Source organism: Curtobacterium sp. A7_M15, from assembly GCF_030705415.1.
In the GTDB taxonomy this organism is placed as follows: Bacteria; Actinomycetota; Actinomycetes; order Actinomycetales; family Microbacteriaceae; genus Curtobacterium.
In genome coordinates this window covers 32,246-47,152 of sequence record NZ_JAUZED010000015.1, presented here as the reverse complement: position 1 = coordinate 47,152, position 14,907 = coordinate 32,246, and the positions used below count along the sequence as shown (strand labels likewise).

The window sequence follows — 14,907 nt, the reverse complement described above, 5'->3', positions numbered from 1 at the left end:
CCGCGCCTCCCGTCCGTCCGCTCGTCTACTCCTTGTTGAGCTTGTCCTGCACCGCTCCCGCGGTCTTCTCGACGATGTTCGGCAGCTCGGTCGTGCCGTAGAACCGCGAGTCCGGGTGAGTGGGCGGCGGCATCGGCGACGACGTGGTCGGTCCGTCGTGGTACGAGTACTCACCCTTGCCGTCGAAGGACGGCCCGCTCGCCCAGGGACCGTTGCCGGCCTCGGCGCCGTCGGAGAAGTTGAGGTACTGGTAGGCGACCTCGTTCGCCTGCTTCGCCTCCGGGAACTTGTTCGGGACCGGGAAGTCCTCGATGCCCTTCTCGCGGAGTTCCGCGGCCGCGGACGCCCACATGTTCTGGTGCATCGTGTCGCGCGCGATGAGGAAGCCGAGCAGGTCCCGCACGCCGTGGTCGTCGGTCATGTGGTAAAGCCGTGCCGCCTGGACGCGCCCCTGCATCTCGGCGTTCTCGTTCGCGGTGAAGTCGGCGAGCAGGTTGCCGCTCGCGGTGATGTAGGAGCCCTGCCAGGGGTTGCCGTTGCTGTCCACCGGACGGGCTCCGGCACCCGCGACGATGGCGTGCTGCACGTCGGTGCCGCCCACGATCGCGGCGACCGTCGGGTCGTCCTGCACGGCGTCCTCGGTGATGCCGAGCGGGGACTTCTCGAGCAGCTGGGCGATCATCGTCGCGAGCATCTCGACGTGGCCCATCTCCTCCGCACCGATGCCGAACACCAGGTCGCGGTACTTGCCGGGCATGTGCATGTTCCACGCCTGGAACTGGTACTGCAGCGCCACCGAGATCTCGCCGTACTGACCGCCGAGCACCTCCTGCAGCTTGCGGGCGTACACGGCGTCGGGCTTGTCCGGCGTCGACTTGAACTGGAGCTCTTGCTTGTGGAAGTACAACTCGTTCTCCTGTTTCGGTTCTGCGGTCAGAGGATCGGGGTGCCGCCGGTGACGGCCACGCGGGCCCCGGAGACGTAGCTGCCGTCGTCGCTGGCGAGCAGCACGTACACGGGGGCGAGCTCGGCGGGCTGCCCCGGACGGCCGAGCGGCGACTGCTTGCCGAACTGCTCGACCTCCTCCGGGGGCATGGTCGAGGGGATCAGCGGCGTCCAGATCGGCCCGGGAGCAACGCTGTTCACGCGGATGCCCCGCTCGCCGAGCAGCTGCGCGAGTGCGGCGGACAGGTTCGCGACGCCGGCCTTGGTGACGTCGTAGGGCGCCAGGTTCGGCTTCGGGTTGTCCGAGTTCACCGAGCTCGACCCGATGATCGACGATCCGGCGCCGAGGTGCGGGAGCGCCGCCTTCACGAGGTGGAAGTAGGCGCTGAGGTTCGTCGCGAGGGTGTGGTCCCACTCCTCGTCGCTGATCTCCTCGAGCGTCTCGTGGGTCATCTGGTACGCGGCGTTGTTCACGAGCACGTCGATGCCGCCGAGTTCGTCCACCGCGGTCGCGATGACGTCCCGGCAGTACGCGGGGTCGCTCAGGTCGCCGGGGAACAGGACCGCCTTGCGGCCCGCCTCCTCGACCCAGCGCCGGGTGTCCTGCGCGTCGTCCTCCTCGTCCGGGAGGTAGCTGATGAGGAGGTCGGCGCCCTCACGCGCGAAGGCGATGGCCACCGCCTTGCCGATGCCGCTGTCCCCGCCGGTGATGACGGCGCGTTTGCCGGTGAGCTTGCCCGATCCGCGGTACGAGTCCTCGCCGTGGTCGGCCTGCGGGGTGAGTTCGCGGTCGCTGCCCGGCGGGTGCTGCTGGTCGGTCATGTGCCCTCCTGATCCGGTCGTGCGGGTGTCGTGGCCGATGGTCGGCGTCGGTCGCTGGGCGGCCGTCCGGAGTGGACCGATCACGCGGTCGGCCTGGCCGGATCGCGCGGGCGTAGCGTGACGGTGTGGACCTCGAACTCAAGAACCGTGTCGCGCTCGTCGTCGGAGGGAAGGGGTACATCGGCGCTGCGGTCGCCGATCGTCTCCGGGCCGAGGGGGCGACCGTCGTCGTGGCCTCCCGGAGCGCCGACGACTCCTCGGACAGCGTCGCGATCGACACCGCCGACCAGGCCTCCGTCGACGCCGGCATCGCGCGGGTGCTCGACCAGCACGGCCGCATCGACGCCCTCGTCGTCACCGCGGCCCCGAGCGCCGGCACCCTCGACCCCGCCAAGAAGTCCGACCCCGAGCAGGTGCTCACCGCGATCGACGGCAAGGCGCTCGGGTTCCTCCGTGTCGCGAACGCGGTGCTGCCGACGCAGCGCGCCGCCGGCTTCGGACGCGTCGTCGTGATCAGCGGGCAGAACGCCTACCTGTCGGGCAACATCACCGCGTCCCTCCGGAACACCGCGGTGAGCGTCATCGCGAAGAACCTCGCCGACGAGGCCGCCGGCTCCGGCGTCACCGTGAACGTCGTCAACCCGGGTCTGGTGACGGACACCCCGAGCGCCGAGGTCCGCCCCGGCGGCCCGGGCGACTCCAGTCCGCAGCAGATCGCGGACCTCGTCGCGTTCCTCACGTCACCGCTGTCGGTCGTGTCCGGTGAGTCGATCGCGATCGCCCACCGGGTACTGGGACAGATCACCGTCTGACCCACGGGTGCGGCCGACGGATCCGTACCACCTGCGGGCCGGGAGGCGCGGTGCGGGCCCGACCCGCGCCTCCTGGCCGCCAAGCGGTCACGCTGGCCGCCACCCGGTCACGCTGGCCGCCACCCGGTCACGCTGGCCGCCACCCGGTCACGCTGGCCGCCACCTGGTCGCGTCACGCGGCTGCGGCCACCGGTGCTCGCTTCGCCGCCCGCAGCGCGACCGCCACCGCGATCGCGCCCACCGTCACGACCGCCGCGTCGAAGCCGATCCCCGTCTTCAGCGCACCCAGGCTGGCCAGTCCACCGGCCGCCGTGGCGACTGCCGAGACGAGCGGCGTCCCGAGGGCCATCCCGACCTGCTGCGTCATCGTCGCCAGACCGGTGGCGAGTCCCTGTTCCCGGTCGGGGAGTCCCGACGTCGCAGCGACCATGAACGCGACGATGGCGCACGTGTGCGGGACCGCTCCGAGCAGGACCACCACACCGTAGAGCCAGAGCGACGACCCCGATGCGCCGAGCAGCAGGAGCACTACCGTCGCCAGTGCCTGCCCGGCGAGTCCACCGACGGCCACCGTCCGGGTGCCGAACGCGCTGATGGCGCGCGGCCCGACCGCCCCGCCGATCACCGCGCCGACGCCCATCGCGCCGAGCATGAGCCCGGTCTGGAGCGGGTCGAGACCGAGCACGTGCTGCAGGTACATCGTCGACAGGAAGACGAGACCGGTCTCCATCGCGAAGGTCGTGAAGCCGGCGATGTGCCCCCCGAGGACCGCCGGGCGACGCAGGAGCGCCAACGGGACCAGCGGCGCGGGGTGCTGCCGTTCGGCCAGGCCGAACGAGACGAGGAGCACGATCGCGAGCGCGAGCGAACCGATCGCCAGCGTGTCCGCCAGGCCGTGCTCCCCGAACCGGGTCGCCGCGAACACGAGCGCCACGAGTCCGATGGTGACGAGCGCGGCACCCCGGACGTCGAGTCGGGACCGCTCTCGCTCCGCCGACTCCCGCAGCACGAACACGGCGACCACCACCACCGCAGCTGCAACGGGGACGTTCACGAGGAACGCGGAGCGCCAGGTGAACACGTCGGTCAGGACCCCGCCGAGGACCGCGCCGCTCGTGAACCCCAGCGACATCATCACGCTGTTCAGCCCGAGGGCACGGCGACGCAGCGGCCCTTCCGGGAAGGACACGGTGAGCAGCGAGAGGGCAGCGGGCGTGACCGCCGCCGTCGCGAGGCCCTGCAACACCCGAGCCGTGAGGAGGACCGCGGGTGTCGCGGCGAGACCGCCGAGGAGCGAGGCCGCTCCGAGGACTCCCATGCCGACGAGGAAGACACGTCGACGTCCGACGTGGTCGGCGAGTCGGCCGAACAGCAGGGTGAACCCGGCCGCGCAGAGCGCGAACGCGGTCGCGATCCACTGCACGTCGGCCGGACGGAAGCCGAGGCCGGCGCCGACCTCGGGCAGGGCGACGTTGAGGATGGAGAAGTCGATCGCGAGCATGAACTGCGACGCGAGCAGCAGGAGGAGGACCGTGGTCTGGCGCCCCGTCATCGTGGTGTGCATGGTGACGACCCTGTGATCGGACCGGTGCCGGAGCCAGCCCACCGGTGTGCCTACCACCGACAGGGTCAGGCAGGTCGTGGCGGCGCCGATCGGGACGCCGGATACTGGTGCGATGACGACCGAGCTCGGCGAGTTCCTCCGGAGCCGTCGGGGTGCGCTGCGCCCCGAGGCCGTGGGGGTGGTGTCCTACGGCGCCCGGCGCGTTCCGGGTCTCCGGCGCGAGGAACTGGCGCAGCTCGCCGGCGTCAGCACCGCGTACTACACACGCCTCGAGCAGGCCGACCACGCCGAGACGACGTCCGACCAGGTGATCGAGGCGCTCGCGCGGGCCCTGCAGCTCACCGCGGACGAGGCGAACCACCTCCGCCGGCTCGCACGCCCGTCCTCAGCCCGGGTCGCTGGATCGACCCACGAGCGCGCTCGCGCGTCGATCGTCGCACTCGTCCGGAGCATGAGCGGGCCGGCGATCGTGCTCGACCACAGCAACGACATGCACGCGTGGAACCGGCTCGGCAACCTGCTCCTCGCGCACGAGTTGCCCTTCGCGGCGCCCGACGACCCGGCGACCCGGCCGAACTTCGCCCGCCGCTTCTTCCTCGGCGGGGCCGGGCCGGAGCTCTTCGCGAACGCGGAGGAGATGGCCGACGACGTCGTCGGCTTCCTGCGCTACTCGTCGAGCCTGCACCCCGAGGACGAGCAGCTGCGCGCCCTCGTCGGCGAGCTCACCCAACGCAGTGACGACTTCGCCCGGATCTGGGGGGAGCACCCCGTGGGCGACTGCGGGTACGGGACCCACCACTTCGCGCACCCGCTGGTCGGACGGTTCGACCTCGACTACGAGGTGATGCGACCGGCCGAGTCGAGTCTCCGCGTCCTGATGTACCGGGTGGACCCGGGCAGCCCAGCCGCGGACGCGCTCGAACTCCTCACCCACGCGTGCACCTGACCCGGCCGTGGGGCGGCGTTTCACCCGAGCGGATGAACGCGATCACCCTCGCGCCCGATGCCGGGTGCGCCACGCTCGACGAGGCTCGGAGCATGGAGTCCTCGACGAAGCACACGATCGCCACCCTGCTGGTCTGCGCCGCGATCGTCACGGTCACGGCCACCGCCCTCATCGCGATGTCGCCGGTCCCGTGACCGGCGCACGACGCGCCCGTGCGATGATCGTGCCGTGACGGAACGGCGCACGTTCATCCGGCCGCTCGCCACCCGGTCGATCATCATCGACGTGGTCTGGGCGGTCGTCGCGGCGTTCGTCTTCCTGCTCCCCATCGACCTCGAGCTCGAACACGCGAGCTTCGTCGCGGTCGTCGCCGCAGCCGGCGCGATCGCCCTCCGACGGCTCTCGCCGTCCATGGCCATGCTGATGGTGGTCGTCCTCGGCATCGTCCAGGTCGGCGGCGGCGAACGACCCTCGCTCGTGGACCTCGCCATCTTCGTGGTCATCGGCACCGCGGCGATCGTCGGCAGCCGCGCCGAGGTGATCGTCTCCGGCCTGCTGGCGTTCGTCGCCGGGATCGGTGCGACGCTCTACCTCGCACTCACCGGCTACCGGTTCCTCGTCCTCATCAACGGCCCACGGGACCAGGCCTTCCTGGCGATGGTCGCGCCGGTGACGGCGCTCCTCGGCGTCTGGGCCGGCGGGGTCGCCGTCCGGGCCTTCCGCTCGCGGGACCGCGAGTCCGAGCGTCGCGCGGACGCCGAGGCCGCGGCGTCCCGAGCCGAGGCCGTCGCCACCGAGGCCGAGGCCACCGCCACCCGTGCCATCGACGTCGCCGAGTCCGAGCGGATCCGTGCGGACATCGCCCGCGACGTGCACGACGTGGTCGGCCACTCCCTCGCGGTCATCATCGCGCAGGCCGACTCCGTCCCGTTCCTCGACGACGAGGCCCGCATCCGCGAGGTGAGCGCCACGATCGCGAGCACCGCCCGGAGCTCCCTCGTCGAGGTCCGCCAGGTGCTCGGGCACATCGACGGCTCGGGCGCCGCGACCGACCCGGGCTCGCTCGAGGAGATCGTGCAGGGCATCCGCGAGGCCGGGGTCGACGTCGACCACGCGGTCCGCGGGGTCCCGGTGGCGATCGGCCCGGAGAGCGGGACGGCGGCTCGTCGGGTGCTGCAGGAGATGCTCACGAACGCACTCCGCCACGGTGCGCCCGGGATGCCGGTCACGGTGCGGGAGACCTGGCGGTCGGCCGACCTGGTGCTCGAGGTCGAGAACCTCGTGCCGAGCGCCGGCGCGGTCGCCGGCAGCCGCCCGGTCACCGGCACCGGCCCGGTCACCGGCACCGGGCCGGTCAGCGGCACCGGCCCGGTCGCGGTTCCGGCAGCGAGCACCCGCGGGTCCGGCCGCGGTCTCGCCGGCATGCAGACCAGACTCACCGCGCTGGGCGGGTCCTTCGACGCCGCCGTCCTCGACGGCGTGTTCGCCGCCCGCGCCCGCATCCCGTTCGACGTCCTCGGGGGGACCATCCGATGAACGATCCGATCCGCATCCTGCTCACCGACGACCAGGCCCTGTTCCGAGCTGGCCTCCGGGTCGTGCTCGACGCCCAGGACGACATGGTCGTCGTCGGCGAGGCCTCCGACGGCGCCGAGGCCCTGGCGCGCATCCCCGAGGTGCGCCCGGACGTGATGCTCCTCGACATGCGGATGTCCGGCATGGACGGGGTCGAGACCGTCCGGCAGCTGTTCTCCGGCGCGGTCGAGGGGCCGCTCCCCCGCGTGGTCGTGCTGACGACGTTCGGCCTCGACCCCGCTGCCGCCACCGCGATCCGTCTCGGCGCGAGCGGGTTCCTGCTGAAGGACACCACGCCGCCGTTCCTGTTCGCCGCCGTGCGGGCGGTGCACGAAGGCAGTTCGGTGATCGCGCCGAACGATCTCTCGCAGCTGTTCGGCGCCGACGTCGAGCGTGCGCCGGCCCCGCAGCCGGAGGCGTTCCAGTCGCTGACGGACCGTGAGCGCATCGTGTTCGGCTGGGCCTCGCGCGGCTTGTCCAACGCGGAGATCGCGGCGAAGGAGTTCGTCACCGAGTCCACGGTCAAGACGCAGATCTCGAGCATCCTCGGCAAGCTCGCGCTCCGGGACCGCGTGCAGCTCGTGGTCTACGCGCACGACCACGGTCTCGCGGGCGCCCGCGACGACTGAGCGGCCGGACCGCTCAGCTGACGTCGAGCGCGAGCACCTCGTCGAGGATCGTGACGATCGCCGCCGGGTCGTGCGCGAACCGCCCGAGGAACAGGCCGCCGATCCGCCCCTCGCCACGGGTGAGCAGACCGGGTCCGGCGCTGCCCCCGTAGATCACGACGGACCCGGCGAGCTCCGGCCGGGTTGCCAGGTGCTCCTCGATCCCGGCGAGCACGTCGACGACGTGCTCGTCGGGTGCCGGTGCCGGGGCGCCGATGGCCCACACCGGCTCGTAGGCGACGACGAGCGGTCCCGCCAACCCGTCCGCGACCGCCGTCGCGACGGCCCGGTCGAGCTGCGCGGTCACCTCGGCGACGGTCTCCGCACGGGAGGCGCGGTGCACCTCCCCGACGCACAGCAGCGGCCGCAGGTGGTTGCGGTACGCGGCGTGCACCTTCCCCGCGACCTCGTCGTCCGTCTCGTGGAACAGGGAGCGCCGCTCCGCGTGGCCGATCTCGACGAGGTCGACGCCGATCTCGCGCAGCTCCGCACCGGTGACCTCACCCGTGTACGGCCCTGCGTCCGCCCACGACAGGTCCTGGGCGCCGAGCAGCACGGCGGCGTCGGCGTCCGTCAGGATCCGGCGGACGGGGACGAGCGCCGGGAACGTCGGCACCACGAAGAGCGACGCGGCGCCGGACGTCACCGCGGGGTGCCGCCGGGCGATCTCCGCGACCTCGGCCGCCCACTCGAGCGTCCGAGCGTGCGAGAAGTACGTCTTGAGCGACACCCCGATGGTGGTCACGGTGCCACGGCCGCCACGATCAGCGCGAACGAGACCGCTCCCGGGTCGGCCGTCCCGACGGCGTGCTCGGCGTGGGTCCGCGCCCGGCCCTTCCTCGGCAGCAGCTCGGCGGTGCCGTCGGCCGCCTCCTGCGCGGCGGACACCGCTGCACGCCAGGCCTCGGCGAGCGGGGCGCCGTCCGCGACGCGCGACCGGAGCGCCTCGTGGAACGGGACGAGCGCGTCCACCATGGTCTTGTCGCCGGGCACCGCGCCGAACGCGAGGACCGCTTCGGTGGCTGCACCCACGGCCTCGGCGACGGTGGTGGCCGACGGGCACTCGTCGTCCCCGAGGACGCGACCCAGTGCCTCCAGGGCTGCACCCCAGATCGCGCCGGAGGTGCCACCGGCCTTGTCGGACCAGGCGTCCCCGGCGATCCGCAGCACGCTGCCCGCGCCGGCTCCGCGGCCGACGGCCTCGGACGCCGCCTCGGCGGCTGCGTGCGATCCCCGCTGCATGCCGATGCCGTGGTCCCCGTCCCCGGCGACCTGGTCGATGCGGCCGAGTTCGTCCGCGTGCTCGTCGACGACCGCTCGGACCGCATCGAAGCCCGCGGCCAGCCGGACGGCCGCGGCCCGGGATCCCTCGCTGGCCGGGCCCACCTCGTCCGTCGCGGCGTCGGCTGCCACGACGGACGGCGCGACGCGTTCCTGCGCGACGGCGCCGCCCTTGCGGTACGCCGGGGTGTCGGCCGGGGCAGCCCAGAGTTCCTCGAGCTCGGCGTCGAGCCAGAACAGGGTCAGTGAGACACCGGCCATGTCGAAGCTCGTGACGAGCTCGCCGACCTCGGGCTCGACGATGACGATGCCCGCGTCGGCGAGCCGGCGCTGCACCGATCGGTAGACGACGAACAGTTCCTCGTACTTGACGCTGCCCAGGCCGTTGAGGATCGGGACGGCGCGCGCTCCGGCGACGGTGACCCCGTCCGGCAGCTCGGCGAGCAGCTTCTCGACGAGCAGGTCCGCCAGTCCGGACGCAGTCGGGACGTCCGCCTCGTCGATGCCGCGTTCGCCGTGGATCCCCATGCCGATCGCCATCCGGCCCTCGGGCACGTCGAACAGTGGTTCCTCGGCGCCGGGCAGGGAGCAGCCGGAGAACGCGACACCGAAGGACCGCGTGCGGTCGTTCGCCCGCTGCGCGATCGCCGTGACCGCGTCGAGGTCGTCGCCCCGTTCGGCAGCGGCGCCGGCGACCTTGAACACGCAGAGGTCCCCCGCGATCCCGCGACGTTCGTGCGCACGGTCGGCGGGAGCGCTCACCACGTCGTCGGTGACCCGTACCGTGCGGACGCGGATGCCGTCGGCCTCGAGCGTGCGTGCGGCGGCGTCGAAGTTGAGGACGTCGCCGGCGTAGTTGCCGTAGCTCAGCAGCACACCACCACCGTGCTCGGAGGCCTTCGCCACCGCGGTGACCTGCTGCGCGCTGGGACTGGCGAACAGGTTGCCCATCGCGGCGCCGGCCGCGAGCCCGTGGCCGACGAGGCCACCGAACGCCGGGTAGTGGCCGGAACCACCGCCGATGACGAGCGCGACCGTGCCGTCCGGGGACGTGGTCGAGCGGGCGACCCCGCCGTGCACCTTCCGTACCCACCGCTCGTTCGCGGCGACGAACCCGTCGGTCGACTCGTCGGCGAAGTCCGCCGGGTCGTTGAACAGGCGGGTCACCGCTCGTCCCCCTGGGTCCGCACGTGGGTGGTGTCGAGCAGTTCGTCCGCCTTCGCACCGCGGAAGAACTTCGTGCAGAAGATCATCACCGCGGCCACGAACGCCAGGACGCCGAGCGACACGATGCCGAACGCTCCGCTGTCGGTCGGGACCACCTCGTTGATCGCCGTCCGCATGATCGGAGCGACGAACCCGCCGAGGTTGCCGAGCGAGTTGATGAGGCCGATGCCCGCGGCCGCCGCCGCTCCCGTGAGGAACGCCGTCGGGTACGCCCAGGTGATCGGTCCCACCGCCAGGAAGCTCGCCACGGCCAGGGTGATGAACAGGATGCCGAGGACCGGCTGCCCGTTCGCGCCCGCCCACGCCGAGCCGAGGATCGACAGGCCCGTCGTGACGTAGAACATCGTGCCCCAACGCCGACGACGACCGACGGTGTCCGCCCTGGAGCCGACGAGGTAGCAGGCGACGAGACCGACGAGCCACGGGATCGCGGCGACGAGCCCGACCTGCCAGCCGACGTCCTGCCCGAGCAGCGACGAGACCTGCTGCGGCAGGTAGAACGTCGTGCCGTAGACGGCGACCTGCAGGCAGAAGTAGATGATCGTGAAGTACCAGACGCGGCCGCTGGCCATCGCCTTCCAGATGCCCTTCGGGCCGTCCTCGTTCCTGGCGTGGTCCTCGCGGGCCATCGCCGCCGTGAGCGATGCCTTCTGGCCGTCGTCGAGCCACTTCGCCTGCTGCGGACTGTTCGTCAGGAAGAACAGGGCCGCGACGCCGGCGAGCACCGCGAGGATGCCCTCACCGAAGAACATCACCTGCCACCCGTGGAACGGGGTGACCTGGTCGCCGACGCTGATCAGGCCGCCGGAGAGCGGTGCGCCGATCATCTGCGAGAAGGGCTGCGCGAGGTAGAAGATCGCGAACATCCGCACGCGGACCTTGTTCGGGAACCACTCGGACAGGTACATGATGACGCCGGGGAACAGGCCGGCCTCGGTCACACCGAGCAGGAACCGCAGGATGATGAACATCGTGTCGTTCGTCGTGAAGGCGAACAGTGCGGCGACGATGCCCCACGTGACGGCGATGCGGGCCAGCCAGAAGCGGGCGCCGAACCGCTTGAGGAGCAGGTTGGACGGGATCTCGAAGATCGCGTAGCCGATGAAGAAGATGCCGGCGCCGAGCGCGAAGGCGGCGTCGGAGATGTTCCGGTCGACGCTCAGCGCCTCTTCGGCGAACCCGACGTTGGTGCGGTCGAGGAACGCCACGAAGTACAGGATGACGAGCATCGGCATGAGGTGCTTCGTCGCCTTGCCGATCGCCGACTTCAGTGCGGGATCGTGGGTGGACCCCAGGGCGGGGCTGGTTGCGGACACGGTCGCTCCTTCGCGATCGGGTGGTCTGACTGGAGGCACGACTCACGACGAGCACACCGGCTCGCTCTGGTCGTGGGGCCGGGTCGGGCCCGGTGGGCGCTCGCGCGCTCAGTGCATGTAGAGGCCGCCGTCGACGTTGAGGGTCTGGCCGGTGACGAAGCCGGCGTCCTCGCTGATGAGGTAGGCGATCGCGGCGGCGATGTCCCGCGGGGTGCCGATCCGGGGCAGCACCCCGTCGGCGGCCATCGCGGTCTTGCGTTCCTCGGAGAGCGTGCCGCCCATGATGTCGGTGTCGATCGGACCGGGTGAGATCGCGTTGACGGTGATCCCCTGGTGCCCGAGCTCGCGGGCCATGCCCCGGGTGAGCCCGACGACCCCCGCCTTCGCGACCGAGTACGGCGTCTTGCTGAACGTCCCGCCACCCCGCTGGGCGGACACCGACGACAGGTGCACGATCCGGCCGTAGCCGTTGCGGACCATCGACTGCGCCGCTCGCAGGCTCGCGAAGTGCACCCCGTCGAGGTTGATCGACAGCACACGGTGCCACTCACCCTCGGGCAGGTCGAGGTAGGCGTGTGCCGACGAGACCCCGGCGAGGTTCACGAGGGCGGCGATGGGCGGCAGCGCGGCCTCGACCCTGTCGAACGCGGCGCGCACCGCGGTCTCGTCCGCGACGTCCGCGCCCGCTCCGACGGCCTGGACGCCGTGCTGGTCGCGGATCTCGGCGGCGACCTGCTCGCTCGCGTCCTGGTCGAGGTCGATGATGCCGATGTTCCACCCCTGCTCGGCGAGGTGGTGGGCGGTGGCCCGACCGATCCCGCGCGGGGAGGCGGCTCCGGTCAGGACGGCGGTCTGCTCGTCGTTGCGCATCGTCGTGTCCTCAGTGGATCGGGGCCGGGCCGAGCTCGTCGAGGAGCTTCTGCATGGCGACGTAGGCCTTGTTGCGGTAGGCGACGAGCTCCGGGGTGCGGTCGGCGGGCACGTCGAGGTACCCGGCGCCGGACTTCGTGCCGAGCTCGCCGGCGTCGACGTGCTGCTGCAGGGACGGCGGGGTGGCGAAGCGCTCGGGCCACCGGGTCTGCAGCGACTCGAAGCAGAACGCGTACACGTCGAGGCCGGCCATGTCGGCGATCGCGAACGGACCGAAGAACGGCAGCCGGAACCCGAAGGTCGTCCGCACGATCGTGTCGATGTCGTCGGGAGTGGCGATGCCCTCGTCGGCGATCTTCGTCGCCTCCTCGAACAGGGCGTACTGCAGTCGGTTGAGCACGAACCCGGTCGAGTCCTTCACCCGAGCCGACTGCTTGCCGGTCGCGGCGACCACGGTCTCGCCGACCGCGATCGCGTGCTCGTTCGTCGTCGGGTGCGGGATGAGCTCCACGCCCGGGATGAAGGGCGCGGGGTTCGAGAAGTGCACGCCGAGGAAGCGCTCCGGACCGACGACCGCTTCGGCCAGCGACTCGATGAGGATCGTCGAGGTGTTCGAGCCGATGATCGCGTCGGGGCGGGCGGCCTCGCTGATGCGGCGGAGCGTCGCGTGCTTGATCTCGAGCTTCTCCGGGACGGCCTCCTCGATGAAGTCGGCCGTCGCGACCGCCTCCTCGATGGACGCGGCGGCGCTGAGGTGGGCGTCCACGCGCGACACGGCGTCCGCGGGGAAGAGCCCGTCCGCCACGAACTGCTCCGTCTCGGCGATGAGCCGGTCCCGGTTGGACGCGGCGATCTCGGCCGAGACGTCGGCGATCCGGACTGTGTGACCGGCGAGGGCGAGGACCTGGGCGATCCCCCCGCCCATGTAGCCGGATCCGACGACGGCGATGTCGAGGGTGCTCATCGGGTGACTCCTTGCTTCGTCGCCCCGACCACCGAGGTGGCGAGGACGGAACGGATGTACTGCTGGTTGGTGGCGCAGACGCCGAGGCTGTCCCCGCCGTACTGCTCGGTCATGACGATCCCGCGGAACCCGTCGGCGACGGCGTCGCGGAGGACGTGCCGGTAGTTGATGAGTCCGGCCTCCATGGTGCTCGGCGCGCTCGTCGCCCAGCTGCCGTCGCCGGCCTCGTCGCGCGTGTAGTTCTTCACGTGCAGGTAGTTCGTGTACGGCAGGGTCTTGGCGAACAGCTCCTTCCAGTCCTCGACCGGACGGTGCAGACGGATGAGGTTCGCGACGTCGGCGTTCAGCCCGACGTTGTCGAGGCCGATCTCCTCGACCAGGCGCACGGCGCTGTCCGCCGTGCCGAGGTACGTGTCCTCGTACAGCTCCAGTGCCATCGGCAGTCCGACGCTCGCGGCGTGCTCGCCGAGCTCGCGCAGACGGGACACCGCGGCGGCACGCACCTCGGGGTCGTCCGGGTCCTTCGGTCCCTGTGCGGTCCAGAACCAGAGCGCCTTCCGCTGGGCCTCGTTGAACGGCTGGTGCAGCCCCGTCGAGAACACCTGCATGCCCCACTCGGCCGCCGCGTCGATGGTGCGGTGGGCGTAGGCGAGGTTGTCCTCCTCGTGCCCGGGCTGCACGACGCTCTTGCGCTGGAGGTGCACCGACGGGATCCCCACGCCGTGTGCCTTCGCGATCGCGAACAGCTCGTCCCGGCGGGACCGTTCGAGGTCGGCGGGCCGGATGTGGCTGTCGGCGAGCTCGGCGAGCGAGAAGCCGACGGCCTCGATCTGGGCGAACACGTCGTCCCAGACGGCCGGGTCCGCGTCGTGGAAGGCGACGCCGTCGCGCGTCACCGGAGGGAACCCGTGCAGACACGTCGCGATCGGCCAGGTGTCCGCCGTCCAGCTGCTGGAGTCCCAGTCTTGGTCGACCCAGTCCTGCGGTGTGCTCACGGGATGCTCCTTCGCATGTGGGGGTTCGTCGGTGAACCTCTTTCCTATAGGAAAGATACTCCGCTTCTGCAGATTCGCAACCGCGCCGGCCAAACCCCCCGTCCGGGGGCTCCGAAGGAGACGGGCACGCGGGGATCAGGACGCCCGTCCCGTTGACCCGAACCTCGGGACGGGCGTCCGCGCGTCGGGGACGTCAGACGGAGTGCGACGCGTCCGCTCGCGACCGCAGCCGGACGGCGTCGATGTGGTGCCGCATCGCCGCGACCGCCGACGCGGGGTCCTCGGCCAGTGCGTCGAGGACGGCACGGTGCTCCTGGACGGCACGGTCGGTGTCGTCTCCACCACCCTCGACGATCTGCCGCATCCGGTGGACACGGGTGGTGATGATCTCGGACATCTCCTCGAGGAACGGGTTCCGGGTCGCGTCGAAGACGACCTGGTGGAACTGCCAGTCGGCCCGGAAGAACCGCGCCATCAGCTCCTCGGACGCCGTACCCGCACCGGTCGCGGCGATCTCCTCGGCAACGGCCGCCTGCTCGGCGAGCGCCGTCGCCAGTCGTGTCCGCAGTGCGGCGACGTCACCGCGTGCAGCGAGCTCGACGGCCCCCGACTCCACGATGAGTCGAGCGTCGAACAGGGCCTCGAGCTGGTCACCGGCGAGCGGCGGGGACACCCGGTACCCCTTGTTGGCCTCGCGCGTGACGAGGCCGGTGCGTTCGAGCTGGACGAGCGCCTCACGCACGGGGGTCGGCGAGACCCCCAGGGACCGGGCGAGTCCGTCGATCGACAGGCGCATGCCCGGCTCGACGTCGTGCCCCATCAGGACCTCGAGCACCCGGTCGTAGACGCGGTCGCGCAGCCCGAGCTGGGTGATGCGCTCGGTCCCGAAGCCCGGCATCGTGGTCGCCATGCATCGATCCTA

15 protein-coding genes are annotated in these 14,907 nt (G+C 71.6%); 5 read left to right on the top strand and 10 right to left on the bottom strand.

What is annotated here, in order from left to right; translation table 11 throughout:
* Nucleotides 1-25: 25 nt before the first annotated feature.
* On the bottom strand, nucleotides 26-907 hold the full coding sequence (locus tag Q7F20_RS04950; protein ID WP_305739000.1) for a manganese catalase family protein: 882 nt from the start codon (nucleotides 905-907) through the stop codon (nucleotides 26-28).
* 26 nt (nucleotides 908-933) lie between these two features.
* A complete protein-coding gene (locus tag Q7F20_RS04945; protein WP_305738999.1) occupies nucleotides 934-1,767 on the bottom strand; it encodes an SDR family oxidoreductase in 834 nt (277 codons plus the stop codon).
* A 125-nt stretch (nucleotides 1,768-1,892) separates the two neighbouring features.
* On the opposite strand from Q7F20_RS04945, the gene Q7F20_RS04940 reads away from it, so the two are divergent.
* Nucleotides 1,893-2,579, top strand: coding sequence for an SDR family NAD(P)-dependent oxidoreductase (locus Q7F20_RS04940; RefSeq protein WP_305738998.1), 687 nt, complete (start codon nucleotides 1,893-1,895; stop codon nucleotides 2,577-2,579).
* 172 nt (nucleotides 2,580-2,751) lie between these two features.
* Here the strand turns inward: Q7F20_RS04940 and Q7F20_RS04935 are convergent, their stop codons facing one another.
* Nucleotides 2,752-4,143 carry an MFS transporter gene (locus Q7F20_RS04935; RefSeq protein ID WP_305738997.1) on the bottom strand — a complete coding sequence of 464 codons (1,392 nt, stop codon included), beginning with the start codon at nucleotides 4,141-4,143 and terminating at the stop codon, nucleotides 2,752-2,754.
* Between the two features lie 112 nt (nucleotides 4,144-4,255).
* Between Q7F20_RS04935 and Q7F20_RS04930 the strand changes: the two genes are divergently transcribed.
* From Q7F20_RS04930 to Q7F20_RS04915, 4 genes are read left to right on the top strand one after another with little or no spacing between them, the layout of a single operon-like run.
* Nucleotides 4,256-5,089: a helix-turn-helix domain-containing protein gene (locus Q7F20_RS04930; protein ID WP_305738996.1), complete on the top strand. Its 834-nt coding sequence runs from the start codon at nucleotides 4,256-4,258 to the stop codon at nucleotides 5,087-5,089.
* 32 nt (nucleotides 5,090-5,121) lie between these two features.
* Nucleotides 5,122-5,283 carry a hypothetical protein gene (locus Q7F20_RS04925; protein WP_305738995.1) on the top strand — a complete coding sequence of 54 codons (162 nt, stop codon included), beginning with the start codon at nucleotides 5,122-5,124 and terminating at the stop codon, nucleotides 5,281-5,283.
* A gap of 34 nt (nucleotides 5,284-5,317) precedes the next feature.
* Nucleotides 5,318-6,625: a sensor histidine kinase gene (locus Q7F20_RS04920; RefSeq protein WP_305738994.1), complete on the top strand. Its 1,308-nt coding sequence runs from the start codon at nucleotides 5,318-5,320 to the stop codon at nucleotides 6,623-6,625.
* A complete protein-coding gene (locus Q7F20_RS04915) occupies nucleotides 6,622-7,293 on the top strand; it encodes a response regulator transcription factor (RefSeq protein WP_305738993.1) in 672 nt (223 codons plus the stop codon). Before Q7F20_RS04920 ends, Q7F20_RS04915 begins: the two co-directional genes overlap by 4 nt.
* A 13-nt stretch (nucleotides 7,294-7,306) precedes the next feature.
* Here the strand turns inward: Q7F20_RS04915 and Q7F20_RS04910 are convergent, their stop codons facing one another.
* The 7 genes from Q7F20_RS04910 to Q7F20_RS04880 all read right to left on the bottom strand — a co-directional run bounded on the left by Q7F20_RS04910 (nucleotide 7,307) and on the right by Q7F20_RS04880 (nucleotide 14,895).
* A complete protein-coding gene (locus Q7F20_RS04910; RefSeq protein ID WP_305738992.1) occupies nucleotides 7,307-8,077 on the bottom strand; it encodes a triose-phosphate isomerase family protein in 771 nt (256 codons plus the stop codon).
* Nucleotides 8,074-9,780 (bottom strand): dihydroxyacetone kinase family protein, encoded by a 1,707-nt coding sequence (locus Q7F20_RS04905; protein WP_305738991.1) that lies wholly within the window; start codon nucleotides 9,778-9,780, stop codon nucleotides 8,074-8,076. The genes Q7F20_RS04910 and Q7F20_RS04905 overlap by 4 nt, the downstream gene beginning before the upstream one ends.
* Nucleotides 9,777-11,156, bottom strand: coding sequence for an MFS transporter (locus tag Q7F20_RS04900; protein ID WP_305738990.1), 1,380 nt, complete (start codon nucleotides 11,154-11,156; stop codon nucleotides 9,777-9,779). Before Q7F20_RS04900 ends, Q7F20_RS04905 begins: the two co-directional genes overlap by 4 nt.
* A gap of 108 nt (nucleotides 11,157-11,264) precedes the next feature.
* A complete protein-coding gene (locus Q7F20_RS04895; protein WP_305738989.1) occupies nucleotides 11,265-12,026 on the bottom strand; it encodes an SDR family NAD(P)-dependent oxidoreductase in 762 nt (253 codons plus the stop codon).
* Nucleotides 12,027-12,036: 10 nt separating this feature from the next.
* Nucleotides 12,037-12,990, bottom strand: a complete 954-nt coding sequence (locus tag Q7F20_RS04890; RefSeq protein WP_305738988.1) for a 3-hydroxyacyl-CoA dehydrogenase family protein — start codon at nucleotides 12,988-12,990, stop codon at nucleotides 12,037-12,039.
* Nucleotides 12,987-13,985, bottom strand: a complete 999-nt coding sequence (locus Q7F20_RS04885; protein WP_305738987.1) for a sugar phosphate isomerase/epimerase — start codon at nucleotides 13,983-13,985, stop codon at nucleotides 12,987-12,989. Before Q7F20_RS04885 ends, Q7F20_RS04890 begins: the two co-directional genes overlap by 4 nt.
* 193 nt (nucleotides 13,986-14,178) lie before the next feature.
* The gene (locus Q7F20_RS04880) at nucleotides 14,179-14,895 is read right to left on the bottom strand and encodes a GntR family transcriptional regulator (protein ID WP_305738986.1); all 717 of its coding nucleotides are present in this window, start codon (nucleotides 14,893-14,895) and stop codon (nucleotides 14,179-14,181) included.
* Between the last annotated feature and the right edge of the window lie 12 nt (nucleotides 14,896-14,907).

Coding starts and splice junctions, on each gene's coding strand:
- Q7F20_RS04915 (WP_305738993.1), top strand. CDS start 6,622: ATGAACGATCCGATCCGCATCCTGCTCACCGACGACCAGGCCCTGTTC.
- Q7F20_RS04880 (WP_305738986.1), bottom strand. CDS start 14,895: ATGGCGACCACGATGCCGGGCTTCGGGACCGAGCGCATCACCCAGCTC.
- Q7F20_RS04925 (WP_305738995.1), top strand. CDS start 5,122: ATGAACGCGATCACCCTCGCGCCCGATGCCGGGTGCGCCACGCTCGAC.
- Q7F20_RS04895 (WP_305738989.1), bottom strand. CDS start 12,026: ATGCGCAACGACGAGCAGACCGCCGTCCTGACCGGAGCCGCCTCCCCG.
- Q7F20_RS04890 (WP_305738988.1), bottom strand. CDS start 12,990: ATGAGCACCCTCGACATCGCCGTCGTCGGATCCGGCTACATGGGCGGG.
- Q7F20_RS04930 (WP_305738996.1), top strand. CDS start 4,256: ATGACGACCGAGCTCGGCGAGTTCCTCCGGAGCCGTCGGGGTGCGCTG.
- Q7F20_RS04935 (WP_305738997.1), bottom strand. CDS start 4,143: ATGCACACCACGATGACGGGGCGCCAGACCACGGTCCTCCTCCTGCTG.
- Q7F20_RS04945 (WP_305738999.1), bottom strand. CDS start 1,767: ATGACCGACCAGCAGCACCCGCCGGGCAGCGACCGCGAACTCACCCCG.